Here is an 11,478-nt window from a genome sequence, read left to right as displayed (position 1 = left end):
GGACGGGTGCGGCGTGCCGGGCGCGCACCATGGGCGCATGAGGCAGGCGGGGCGCGACGCGGTGGCACCTCGACGTCGCCGCCACCAGGCTCGGGACGCCGCGGCGAGCGTCGGCCGCCGACCCGCCGGCCTGGTCTACGCGGTGGCCGTCACCGCGTACGTGGCCGCCGTGTTCCACCGCGGCTCGCTCGGCGTGACCGGGGTCGACGCGGCGGACCGCTTCGGCATCAACGCGTCCGCGCTGGCCACCTTCTCGGTCGCCCAACTCGCCGTCTACGCGGCCATGCAGATCCCGGTCGGGGTGCTGCTGGACCGGTACGGTTCACGCCGGCTGCTGCTGGCCGGCGGCGCGCTCATGGTGGCCGGGCAGCTCGTGTTCGCGGTCGCCGTCGACGTGCGCCTCGCCGTCGTCGCCCGGGTGCTCGTCGGTCTCGGCGACGCGATGACGTTCATCAGCGTGCTGCGGATCGTGGCGTTCTGGTTCCCCGGCCGGCGCAACCCGCTGCTGGTGCAGCTCACCGGCACCATCGGCCAGCTCGGGGCGGTGCTCGGCGCCGTACCCCTGGTGGCGCTGCTGCACCACGCGGGCTGGACCCCGGCGTTCCTGACCGCGGCGGCGCTCGGCGTCACGGTGCTGCTGCTGGTCCTCGCCGCGGTGCGGGACACCCCGCACGCCGGGCACGTCACCGCGCTCGCCCCCGGGCTCGCGACCGTGCGTCGGCAGCTCGCCGAGGCGTGGGCGCAGCCCGGCACCCGGCTGGGCCTGTGGACGCACTTCGTCACCCAGTTCTCCGGCTCGGTGTTCGCGCTGCTGTGGGGTTACCCCTTCCTGGTGCAGGGGCAGGGTTTCTCGCCCACCGCCGCGGCCGGGCTGCTGACCTTGATGACCGTGGTGACGCTCGTGTGCGGTCCGGTGGTCGCGCACCTGTGCGCCCGGCACCCGTACCACCGTTCGGTGGTGGTCTTCGCCATCACCGCCGCCACCGCCGCGGTCTGGGCCGTGGTGCTGCTCTGGCCCGGCCGCGCCCCGCACGGGCTGCTGGTGGCCCTGGTGGTGGTGCTCGCGGTCAACGGCCCCGGCGCGGTGATCGGCTTCGACTACGCCCGGACGTTCAACCCGGTGCACCGCATCGGCAGCGCCACCGGCATCGTCAACGTCGGCGGGTTCGCCGCGTCGATCGTGCTCATCCTGGCCGTTGGGGTGGTGCTCGACCTGGCCACCCCGGCCGGGCGGGCCGCCCCGCCGCTGTCCGCGTTCCGCCTGGCGTTCGCGGTGCAGTATCTGCTCTGGGCGTTCGGCGCGGTGCAGGTGCTGCGTTACCGCAACGCGGCCCGGCGCGGGTTGGCCACCGAGCGGGCGCCGGTGGCGGTGCCCGCCTGAGGCGGCGGCCCGGTCAGCGGCGCCGCCGGTGGGTGAGCGAGTCCAGCATCAGGGTCACGCCCGCCCCGACCAGCCACACGTCCTTGGCCAGGCCGATGCCGGCCTGGCTCGGCCGCAGGCTGGTGCCCTCCCGCATGCCCGGCGTCTTCAGGTAGAGCTGCACCAGCCCGGCGCCGAACGCGGTGAGCGCGGCGCCGGCGAGCAGCGACGGGACGAACGGGGCGAGCAGCGCCGCGCCGAGGGCCATCTCGCCGCGGGAGAGCAGCACCGCGAACCGGTCCGGCGGGATCTGCCCCAACTGCGGGATCGCCCCGGCGGCCATGCCGTGCACCCCGGCGGCGGCCTCGCCCTCCAGCGTCCGCTTGGACAGCCCGGAGTTCAGGATGTACGCGCCGATGGCCACCCGCAGCGGCGCATGCGTCAACCTCATGATCACTCCCGTTCGACGTCGGAGAACCGGCACTGGCGGATACCCGGCGTCGACCGGGACAATCCGCCCGGTGCCGCCGGGCCACCGACGATGATCGGCGGTAGGTTCGGCGGGGGACCGAAAAACGAAGGAGGCAGCCGGTGAGCGCGAGGAGCGAGCCGGTTCTGCGAGCCCCGCAGTCGCGAACGAAGGAGACAGCGTGAGCCAGGAAGTCCGGGGAGTCGTGTCGCGGCGCAAGGGCGCGCCGGTGGAGGTCACCACGATCGTGGTGCCCGACCCGGGGCCGGGTGAGGCGGTGGTCCGCGTCCAGTCCTGCGGCGTCTGCCACACCGACCTGCACTACCGCGAGGGCGGCATCAACGACGACTATCCGTTCCTGCTCGGCCACGAGGCCGCCGGCGTCGTCGAGCAGGTGGGCGACGGCGTCACCGACGTGGCCCCCGGCGACTTCGTGGTGCTCAACTGGCGGGCCGTGTGCGGGCAGTGCCGGGCCTGCCGGCGCGGCCGGCCCTGGTACTGCTTCGCCACCCACAACGCGGCGCAGAAGATGACCCTCACCGACGGCACCGAGTTGGCTCCCGCGCTGGGCATCGGCGCGTTCGCCGAGAAGACGCTCGTGCACGCCGGGCAGTGCACCAAGGTGGATCCGGCCGCCCGGCCCGCCGCCGTCGGGTTGCTCGGCTGCGGCGTGATGGCCGGCCTCGGCGCGGCCATGAACACCGGGAACGTGACCCGGGGCGACTCCGTCGCGGTGATCGGCTGCGGCGGTGTCGGTGACGCCGCGGTGGCCGGCGCGGTCCTGGCCGGCGCGACCACGATCGTCGCCGTGGACACCGACTCCCGCAAGCTCGACTGGGCGCGGACGTTCGGCGCCACCCACACCGTCAACGCCTCCGAGGACGATCCGGTCGAGGCGATCCGCGCGGCCACCGGCGGGTTCGGCGCCGATGTGGTGATCGACGCGGTGGGTCGCCCGGAGACCTGGAAGCAGGCGTTCTACGCCCGTGACCTCGCCGGCACGGTCGTCCTGGTCGGCGTGCCGACCCCGGAGATGACCGTCGACCTGCCGCTGCTCGACGTGTTCGGCCGCGGCGGCGCGCTCAAGTCCAGTTGGTACGGCGACTGCCTGCCCAGCCGCGACTTCCCGATGCTCACCGAGCTCTACCGGCAGGGTCGCCTCGACCTGGACGCGTTCGTCACCGAGGAGATCGCCCTCGACCAGGTCGAGGAAGCGTTCACCCGGATGCACCACGGCGACGTGCTGCGGTCGGTGGTGGTCTTCCCGTGACCGCCCGCGTCGACCACACCGTCACGTCCGGCACGTTCTCGCTGGACGGGCAGACGTTCGACGTGGACAACAACGTCTGGGTGGTCGGCGACGACGACGAGTGCGTCGTCGTCGACGCCCCGCACGACGTGGCCGCCATCCGCGCGGTCGTGGGCGACCGTCGCGTACTCGCGATCGTGGCCACCCACGCCCACGACGACCACGTCCGGGTCGCCCCCGAGCTGGGCCGGGCGACCGGCGCGCCGGTGCTGCTGCACCCGGCGGACCGGGTGCTGTGGGACCAGGTCCACCCGGACACGCCGCCGGACGGCGACCTCGTCGACGGGCAGACCGTCACCGTCGCCGGCACCACGCTGCGGGTCCTGCACACGCCCGGCCACAGCCCGGGCGCGTGCAGCCTCTACGCGCCGGAGTTGGACGCGGTCTTCACCGGCGACACGCTCTTCGCCGGCGGACCCGGCGCGACCGGCCGCTCCTGGAGCGACTTCGACACCATCGTCGAGTCGATCCGTACCCGGCTGCTCACGCTGCCGCCGGAGACGGTGGTGCACACCGGGCACGGCGACGACACAAGCGTCGGCGCGGAGGCGCCGCACCTGGACGAGTGGATCGCCCGCGGCCACTGACCGCGCCGGCCGGCCCGGCGGCCTCGCCGCCGGGCCGGGCCGCAGTGCCCCGACGCGCCGATGGTCACGCCGGACCAGCGCGGGCAGCCGCCGGACCGGTGCCGCACGGTAGCGACGGGCCACCGCGCTCGCGGCGTACCCGAAGGAAATGCCTGGTCCGCCCGCGCCCGGCCGGGCGATACTCGGCCGCGTGCCCGCGACGTCCCTGACCGCCGCCCAGTCCGCCGCCCTGCGGCACGTGCGCGACGTCGCGCTGCGGGACCGCCCGGCCGCGCTCGCCGTGATCGCGGCGCACCTCGCCGACGCCGGCGCCGTCGTGCGGTGCGAGGAGGTCGTCGCGGCGGTGACCGGGTACGGTCGGCTGACCGTCAACTTCCACCCCGACCGGCTGCTGCGCGACGGCCGTACCGTGGTCGAGGCGCTCGACGCCGAGGGGGTCTACCGCAGCCAGTTCGAGACCGGTGTCGGCAACGGCGGCTTGACCGCGTTTCCCGGCGGGGACCGGGACGTCTGGGAGCAGGCGATGTTCGGCGGCGCGTACCAGCGTCCGGGCGTGCCTGCCGCGGAGCGCCCGAAGTACGGCGGCCTGAACCTGCTCGACCATCCGGACGGCGCCTGCCCCCGGTTCGGCTCCTGCCACCTGCGGCTGCGTCCGGAGGTGCTGGCCCGGACGACGTTCACCTTCGGCGACAGCCACCTCCGGCCGACCGACGTCGGCACCGCCGCCGTCTTCGAGCCGGTGCTCGCCGCGCTGCTGACCGCCACCGCCGGCACCGGCGTCAGCCTGGGGGTGTCCGGGATGGACACCGGCGCCCTGCTGCGGACGCTGCTGTCGCGCCGGGAGCGCGCGTCCGAGCGGGCCGGTCGTGCGCTTGACGACTACATCGAGGCGCAGGTGCACGGCGAGGTGGGTCTCGCCCGCGACGTCGAGGCGGTGGTGGTCGACCCGTCGTTCCGCGGCACCGACGTGGGACGCCGCCTCGCCGGGATCGCTGGCCGGCACGGCTTCGCGCTGCGCTGGCACGCCGGGTTCGAGCTGCCGGTCGACGGCGTCGACGCCGATTTCCGCGGGCCGGACATCCCGCCGCTGGCCGCCCGCGTGCACGCCGAGTTCGGCCGGCCGGGGGAGCCGCTGCACGCGGCGTTGATCGGCCGCGCCGCCGCCTCCCTGGCGCGCGAGCCGCAGCGCTGGGCCGACCGTGGACCGGCCGAGCTGACCTGGCAACACCTCAAGCAACTCTGGCACGTCCTGGTCTGGTTCGGCCGTCCGGCCCCATCGTCCCGTTTGCCGTAGTGACGCGCCGGTGTCCGGTGCTCCGGGTGACCTGGACCGCAGCTCGCGCCTAGGCCGACATTACCGGAATGACCGACACGCCGGGCTGGTTGAGTCCCCCGTACCGCCGGCATCCAAACCCGTGCCGCCGGTCGACCCCCGAGGGGCGCTCACCCCGGAGCGCGTCGCACCGATCGAAAGGGCAACCATCGTGAAGCAGCACGTCACCCGATGGCTCCCCGCCATCGCGAAGACCGCCGCCGAGAAAACCAGTGGCATCACCCGCAACCGGCGCGCCGTACTCACCGTCGCCGGCGTGACCGCCCTGGGCGGGCTCGCCTACGGCCCCACCGCCGTCGCCGCCCCGGTGACGAGCGGACCGCACGCCGGCGCCGTGGCCGCCATCGACCTGGCCACCGGTAAGAAGTCCGGCACCGAGGCGGCGAAGTCCGGCCTGACCACCGGCAGCGACAAGGTGCCGACCAAGGCCGACCGGCCGAGCAGGGACACCCTCATGCCGCACGGCGTCGAGGGCGCCCAGTCGCGTATCCCGCTCGACGACGCGCAACTGGACAACGCCAAGGCCATCGTCCAGGCGGCCAAGGAGACCGGCGTGGGGGAGCGGGGCGCCGTCATCGGCGTCGCCACCTCACTCCAGGAGTCGAAGCTGTACAACCTGGGTCACCTCGGCACCTACAACGACCACGACTCGGAGGGCCTGTTCCAGCAGCGTCCGTCGTCCGGTTGGGGCACGTCCGAGCAGATCACCGATCCGGAGTACGCCAGCAAGGCGTTCTTCGGCGCGCTGAAGAACATCGGCGGCTGGCAGGACCTGCCGCTGACCGCGGCGGCGCAGACGGTCCAGGTGTCCGCCTACCCGTACGCGTACGCGCAGTGGGAGGAGCAGGCGGCGGACATCGTGCAGCAGCTCTGGTGACACCGCCACCCCCGCCCGGCCGGTCCCGCTTCCGGGGCCGGCCGGGCGGCTTTGTCAGGTCCTCGGGCACACCGGCCCGGATGTCTCGTCCGAACGGCGGCGGGTCGGCACACGTCCCGGATTCCGGCGCAATGTCCGGCTTGGGTGGACGTGAGCTGATGCACCCCATCGTTGTTCCAGTCCCGGCGCAGGGCTACGGGTGGTGTCTTCGGAGCGCTGATACACCCACGACGTTCCACTCATGGCCCGGGCACAGCGCGGGGTGGGTGTCTGCGACGCCCTGACACACCCATACCGTTCCAGTCGTCGCCTGACCGGAGCGCGGGTGGAACGCCACGGGTGTCTCCGGCGTGTTGAGACACCCCTGGCGTTCCAGTCGTGGCCCGGGCGGAGCGCGGGTGGAACGGTGTGGGTGTGTCCGGTGTGGGCTTGGGGTGGTGTCTGACGGTGTGCGGATCCGGGCGTGGTGTGGCGGGTGGGTGGGGTGTCCTGTTCGGGGATGGTGGGTGGCACTCCGACGGTGGAATCGTCGCCGGGGTGGGGGCGTTGTAACCCGGTGAACGACCGAGGAAGGCCAGCGCCGACACCATGCCGCGCGGCCCGACCCGCCCCCGGGAATGACGGTGGGCAGCCGGTCGTTACACAGTCACTCCGGCCCACCCGCGTTGAGGCACCGCCCCGCGAAGCCGCCGGACACCACCGTAAAGCCTTTGAGCGCCTGACGGTGCTTGCGCACGCGCCGACCCCCGTGTGGTGTGTGTGTCGACCCCCGGAATGGAGCCCCCTGATGAACACGATCCTGCGTAAGAGCGTCCTGGGTATCGCTGGTCTGGCGTTCACCGGTGGTGTGTTCGCCGGCCCGATCGCCGCCCACGCCGACACCCCCACCACCACCGCCAAGCCCGCCACCGCCGTCGTCATGAAGGCGCAGGGCAAGCAGTCGAGCATCGACCTCAACGGTGAGCAGACCGCGAACGTCAAGGCGATCATCGCCGCGACGAAGAAGGCCGGCCTGCCCGAGCGGGCCGCGGTCATCTCCATCGCCACGAGCTTGCAGGAGTCGAAGCTGGAGAACCTGGGTCACCTCGGCGACTCCAACGACCACGACTCCCTCGGTCTGTTCCAGCAGCGCCCCTCCTCCGGCTGGGGCACCCCGGAGCAGATCACCGACCCCGAATACTCCACCCTGGCGTTCCTCAAGGGGTTGAAGCAGGTCGACGGCTGGCAGGACATGCCGCTGACCGAGGCCGCCCAGACCGTGCAGGTGTCCGCGTACCCCGACGCCTACGCCCAGTGGGAGAACCAGGCCACCGACCTCGTCACCAAGCACTGGAACAGCTGACACACAACGCGCTGAAGGCCGGCACCCGCCCAGGGGTGCCGGCCTTCGTGCTGCCGCACGTGTTAAGCGGGGCCCCCTCCTCTACCGGATGCGTTAAGCGGGGGCCCCTCCTTACGTGCGGAGCGGTGGTTGGCGACGATGTCGGTGACGGCGACGGCCAGGGCCAACACGATGATCCCGGCGGCCAACAGAAGCGAGTGCCGGAACGCCAGCCCCCAGTCGTTCCGGTTCTGTGCCAGCGTCGAGAAGAAGAGCGCGCCGACCGCCGCGATGCCGGCGGCGGTGCCGATCCGCTGCCCGGTCTGGAGCATGCCGGCGCCGCTGCCGGCCATCGGCACCGGCACCTCGGAGAGCGTGAGCGTCTGGTTGGGGGCGATCACCAGGCCGCTGCCCAGCCCGGCGACGAGCAGCGGCAGCGCGGTCCGCAGCGGCACGTTCTGGTGCGACCCACCGGTCAGCACCAGGTCGGTCGCGACCAGCCCGACCACCACGGCGAGCAGTCCGAGCGCGACGAGCGGCCGGCCGAGCCGGGTGACGACCCGGCCGCCGAGCGCGGACGCCAGCGCCGAGCCGAGCGCGAACGGGGTGATCGCCACGCCGGCCACCAGCGCGCTGTAGCCCAGGCCGATCTGGAGGTAGAGGGTGAAGATGAAGAAGATGGCGGTGAACCCGGCGAAGTAGATCAGCCCGATCAGCGAACCGAGGACGTACGAGCGCAGCCCGAACAGCCGCAGGTCGAACAGGGGTGTGGCATGCCGGGCGAACCGGCGTTCCCAGAGCGCGAAGCCGGCCAGCAGCAGCAGGCCCAGCGGGATCAGCAGCCACTTGGCCGAGCCCTGCCACTGCTCCCGCTGCACCAGCGGCAGCAGGATCGCGGTGACCCCGGTGCCGAGCAGCAGCACGCCGACCGGGTCGAGCCGGTGCCGGTGGGGCTGTCCTTCGGGGCGGCCCGGCACCAGCCGCCAGCCGAGCACCATCGCCACGATGCCGACCGGGATGTTCACGAAGAACACCCACCGCCAGCCGTGCTCCTCGCCGCCGAGTTGGATGAGCAGCCCGCCCAGCAGCGGCCCGACCGCGGTGGAGATGCCGATGGTGGCGCCGAGCAGGCCGAACGCCCGTCCCCGGTCGGCGCCCCGGAACAGTTGCTGGATCATGCCGCTGACCTGCGGGTTCACGATGCCGGCGGCGGCGCCCTGGACCAGTCGGGCGATGATCAGCCAGGTCGACGAGGTGGCCAGTCCGGCCAGCGCGCTGGTCAGCGTGAACAGCCCCACCCCGACCACGAAGGCGGTCCGCCGGCCGCGCGCGTCGCCCAACCGCCCGGCCGGCACCAGCACCAGGCCGAACGTCAGCGCGTACCCGGACAGCACCCACTGCAGGTCGCTCGGGGTGGCGTCGAGCGCCCGGTCGATCGACGGTACGGCGACGTTGACGATGCTGACGTCGAGCAGCGTCATGAACGCCGCGACCAGGCCGACGCTCAGCGCCTGCCAGCGGCGCCGGTTGTCGTACCCGGCCTCCGGCGACCGGTCGCCGCTCATCGCGCCCTCCACGGACCGTCGATCACGCATCCCCGATCGCTACCCGGACCCCGGAGGGGCAAACGACATGATCAGGCCGTCTGTCGCGCGCACCAGCGGGGCCCGAAGTCCAGACCCGACATCGGCGAGTCCTCCCGGTGCAGCAGCCCCCGCTCGGTGAGCGAGTGCAACGGCTCGTGCACCTCTTCCTCGGTCATCCCGGTCTCCTCGGCGATCATGTCCGGGTAGGGGACGTGTCCCCGTACCTCCAGGGCGGTGACCGCCTGGTACACCCGTTCCTCGGCCGCGGACAGCTGGACCTGAGGCATGGCTTCCCTCCTCGCCGGTGGGCCGCCCGACCCGCGGACGGCCGGCGTCCGGCGGTTACCCGGGCGGACGGCGATGATGCCCCCCGAACGAGGGTTGTCGCGGGCGTGCCGACACACCGGTGCCCTAGGCTGCACCCGTGATCATCTGGGACCTCGTGGTGGTCGGTGGCGGGCCCGCCGGACTCTCCGCCGCGCACGCCGCGGCCCGGGCCGGCGTGCGCACGCTCGTGGTCGAACGGGCCACCCACCCCCGCTACAAGACCTGCGGCGGCGGCCTGATCGGCACCTCGCTCGCCGAGGTCGGCGATCTGATCGAGGTGCCCGCCCAGGACCGCACCGACCGGGTCACGTTCACCCGCGACGGGCGACGCGCGTTCACCCGCCGCAACGCCACGCCGCTGGTCACGATGATCCGCCGCGAGGAGCTGGACGACCGGTTGCGCGCCGCCGCGGTCGCCGCCGGCGCGCAGGTCCGCGAGGGCGTCGCGGTCCGCGCGGTGGAGCAGGACCCCGACGGGGTACGCCTGCGGCTGGCCGACGGCGAGGTGGTGCACGCCCGGTCCGTGGTGGGCGCGGACGGCTCCTCCGGCGTGACCGCCCGTCACGTGGGGGTGCGGTTCCGCCAGGTCGACCTGGGGTTGGAGGTGGAGCTGCCGGTGTCCGACGCCGAACGGGACCGGTGGCGGGGCCGGGTGCTGATCGACTGGGGGCCGGTCCCCGGCTCGTACGCCTGGGTCTTCCCCAAGGGCGACCGGCTCACCGTGGGTGTCATCGCCGCCCGGGGTGAGGGTGAGCGGACCCGGGCCTACCTGCGGGACTTCGTGGCCCGGCTGGGACTGTCCGGGATCAGCCCGGAGCACGACTCCGGCCACCTCACCCGCTGCCGGGCCGAGGACTCCCCGCTGCGCCACGGCCGGGTGCTCGTCGCCGGCGACGCGGCGGGCCTGTTGGAGCCGTGGAGCCGGGAGGGGATCAGCTACGCGCTGCGGTCCGGCCGGCTGGCCGGCGCGGCGGTCGCCGCCGGCGATCTCGACGGCTACGTCCGCGAGGTCGAGGCGCGGCTGGCGCCGGAGATGCGGGCCGGGCACCGGCTGCTGGACGTCTTCGAGCGGCGGCCGGACGTGTTCCACGCCGTCCTGGCCAGCCCGCCCGGCTGGCGGATGTTCGTCCGGTTCTGCCAGGGGCGGGCGAGTTTCGCCGAGGCGCTGGACCGGCGGCCGGTGCGGGCCGGGCTGGCACTCGTCGACCGGCTGCCCCCGGTCAGGGCACGATGACCGCCCGCCCGTGGATGTCGCCCCGGCGCAGCGCCTCGTACGCCTCGGGCGCCTCGGCCAGCGGGAACGTCTGCACGTCGGCGTGCAGCCGCCCGGCCCGGCCCAACGCGATCACCTCCTGGAGTTCGGCCCGGGTGCCCCAGAACGGCACCACCACGTCGGTCTCCAGCGGCACCGGGGGTGGCTCGTCGGCGACCGGCCGGACCGGCAGCGTCCCACCGGCCAGTCCGACCAGCAGGAGCTGACCGCCGGTGGCGACGACCTGCCGGGCGGTGTCCAGGGTGGGTTGCGCGCCGACGAAGTCGAGCACCACGTCCGCGCCGTCCGGTGGCGGGCCGACCAGCTCACGGATTTTCGCCACGGTGTCCGGGCCGGCCTGCACCATGTGGTGGGCGCCGAGGCGTCCGGCCAGGTCCAGCGCCGCGACGCTGGTGTCCACCGCGACGATCCGCACCGCGGTGGTGGCCAGAAGGATCTGCACCGCCATGTGTCCCAGGCCGCCGATGCCGATGACCACGCAGGTGGTGCCGGGCCGCAGCCGGGACCGGGCCAGCTCCACCGCGTGGTACGGGGTCAGGCCGGCGTCGGTCAGCGGGGCGGCCTGGGTCAGGTCCATGTCACCCACGTGCAGCAGCCGGGACGCCGGCACCACCACGTGCTCGGCGAGTCCGCCGTCACGGCTGAGGCCGATGCCGCCGACCGGGACGACCCGGCAGCGGTTCTCCTCGCCGCGCAGGCAGGCCCGGCACCGGCCGCAGCCGACGATCCCGTAGACCGCGGCCCGGTCCCCGGACGACCAGCCGTCCACGCCGGGTCCGGCGCTCTCCACCGTGCCGGCGATCTCGTGCCCGAGCGTCATCGGGGTGGGGAACATCCCCGCCTCGGCGTCGAGGATGTGCAGGTCGGAGTGGCAGGCGCCGACCGCGCCGACGCGCAGCAGCACCTCGCCGGGTCCGGCCTGCGGGGTGGGCACCTCGGTCAGCTCCAGCACCCCGGGGCCGGTCATCCGTACCGCGCGCATCGTCGCCCTCCCACCTCGTCGCCGACGGCCGTCGCGGCGGCATACCCGTGCCGC

At 73.8% G+C, this 11,478-nt stretch carries 11 protein-coding genes; 7 read left to right on the top strand and 4 right to left on the bottom strand.

Features of this window, described 5'->3' with window-relative positions; all coding sequences use genetic code 11:
- Nucleotides 1-37: 37 nt before the first annotated feature.
- Nucleotides 38-1,381 (top strand): MFS transporter, encoded by a 1,344-nt coding sequence (locus O7619_RS19115; RefSeq protein WP_282282387.1) that lies wholly within the window; start codon nt 38-40, stop codon nt 1,379-1,381.
- 13 nt (nt 1,382-1,394) lie between these two features.
- On the opposite strand, the gene O7619_RS19110 is transcribed toward O7619_RS19115, so the two are convergent.
- The gene (locus O7619_RS19110) at nt 1,395-1,811 is read right to left on the bottom strand and encodes a hypothetical protein (RefSeq protein WP_282282386.1); all 417 of its coding nucleotides are present in this window, start codon (nt 1,809-1,811) and stop codon (nt 1,395-1,397) included.
- 199 nt (nt 1,812-2,010) lie between these two features.
- Between O7619_RS19110 and O7619_RS19105 the strand changes: the two genes are divergently transcribed.
- The 5 genes from O7619_RS19105 (at nt 2,011) to O7619_RS19085 (ending at nt 7,277) form a co-directional block, all read left to right on the top strand.
- Nucleotides 2,011-3,099, top strand: a complete 1,089-nt coding sequence (locus O7619_RS19105) for an S-(hydroxymethyl)mycothiol dehydrogenase (RefSeq protein WP_282282384.1) — start codon at nt 2,011-2,013, stop codon at nt 3,097-3,099.
- A complete protein-coding gene (locus O7619_RS19100) occupies nt 3,096-3,725 on the top strand; it encodes an MBL fold metallo-hydrolase (RefSeq protein ID WP_282282382.1) in 630 nt (209 codons plus the stop codon). Before O7619_RS19105 ends, O7619_RS19100 begins: the two co-directional genes overlap by 4 nt.
- Before the next feature lie 148 nt (nt 3,726-3,873).
- On the top strand, nt 3,874-5,019 hold the full coding sequence (locus O7619_RS19095; RefSeq protein ID WP_282282381.1) for a DUF3626 domain-containing protein: 1,146 nt from the start codon (nt 3,874-3,876) through the stop codon (nt 5,017-5,019).
- Between the two features lie 190 nt (nt 5,020-5,209).
- Nucleotides 5,210-5,935: a hypothetical protein gene (locus tag O7619_RS19090; protein WP_282282380.1), complete on the top strand. Its 726-nt coding sequence runs from the start codon at nt 5,210-5,212 to the stop codon at nt 5,933-5,935.
- A gap of 787 nt (nt 5,936-6,722) precedes the next feature.
- Complete coding sequence (locus tag O7619_RS19085) at nt 6,723-7,277, top strand: hypothetical protein (RefSeq protein ID WP_282282379.1); 555 nt, start codon at nt 6,723-6,725, stop codon at nt 7,275-7,277.
- A gap of 62 nt (nt 7,278-7,339) precedes the next feature.
- Here the strand turns inward: O7619_RS19085 and O7619_RS19080 are convergent, their stop codons facing one another.
- Nucleotides 7,340-8,821 (bottom strand): MFS transporter, encoded by a 1,482-nt coding sequence (locus O7619_RS19080; protein ID WP_282288879.1) that lies wholly within the window; start codon nt 8,819-8,821, stop codon nt 7,340-7,342.
- A gap of 71 nt (nt 8,822-8,892) precedes the next feature.
- Nucleotides 8,893-9,129 carry a hypothetical protein gene (locus O7619_RS19075; protein WP_282282378.1) on the bottom strand — a complete coding sequence of 79 codons (237 nt, stop codon included), beginning with the start codon at nt 9,127-9,129 and terminating at the stop codon, nt 8,893-8,895.
- Nucleotides 9,130-9,266: 137 nt separating this feature from the next.
- On the opposite strand from O7619_RS19075, the gene O7619_RS19070 reads away from it, so the two are divergent.
- Nucleotides 9,267-10,403, top strand: coding sequence for a geranylgeranyl reductase family protein (locus O7619_RS19070; protein WP_282282377.1), 1,137 nt, complete (start codon nt 9,267-9,269; stop codon nt 10,401-10,403).
- Here the strand turns inward: O7619_RS19070 and O7619_RS19065 are convergent.
- On the bottom strand, nt 10,390-11,424 hold the full coding sequence (locus O7619_RS19065) for an NAD(P)-dependent alcohol dehydrogenase (RefSeq protein ID WP_282282376.1): 1,035 nt from the start codon (nt 11,422-11,424) through the stop codon (nt 10,390-10,392). The two genes, O7619_RS19070 and O7619_RS19065, sit on opposite strands and share 14 nt — an antisense overlap.
- Nucleotides 11,425-11,478: the final 54 nt, after the last annotated feature.

Source organism: Micromonospora sp. WMMD998 (genome assembly GCF_029581235.1).
In the GTDB taxonomy this organism is placed as follows: Bacteria; Actinomycetota; Actinomycetes; order Mycobacteriales; family Micromonosporaceae; genus Micromonospora.
Note: the sequence above shows the minus strand (reverse complement) of the source record. Positions and strands in the feature narration are given on the sequence as shown.

Excerpts from the sequence above, each read along its gene's own strand:
- O7619_RS19075 (WP_282282378.1), bottom strand. The coding sequence starts at position 9,129 with ATGCCTCAGGTCCAGCTGTCCGCGGCCGAGGAACGGGTGTACCAGGCG.
- O7619_RS19095 (WP_282282381.1), top strand. The coding sequence starts at position 3,874 with ATGCCTGGTCCGCCCGCGCCCGGCCGGGCGATACTCGGCCGCGTGCCC.
- O7619_RS19110 (WP_282282386.1), bottom strand. The coding sequence starts at position 1,811 with ATGAGGTTGACGCATGCGCCGCTGCGGGTGGCCATCGGCGCGTACATC.
- O7619_RS19085 (WP_282282379.1), top strand. The coding sequence starts at position 6,723 with ATGAACACGATCCTGCGTAAGAGCGTCCTGGGTATCGCTGGTCTGGCG.
- O7619_RS19065 (WP_282282376.1), bottom strand. The coding sequence starts at position 11,424 with ATGCGCGCGGTACGGATGACCGGCCCCGGGGTGCTGGAGCTGACCGAG.
- O7619_RS19080 (WP_282288879.1), bottom strand. The coding sequence starts at position 8,821 with ATGAGCGGCGACCGGTCGCCGGAGGCCGGGTACGACAACCGGCGCCGC.
- O7619_RS19115 (WP_282282387.1), top strand. The coding sequence starts at position 38 with ATGAGGCAGGCGGGGCGCGACGCGGTGGCACCTCGACGTCGCCGCCAC.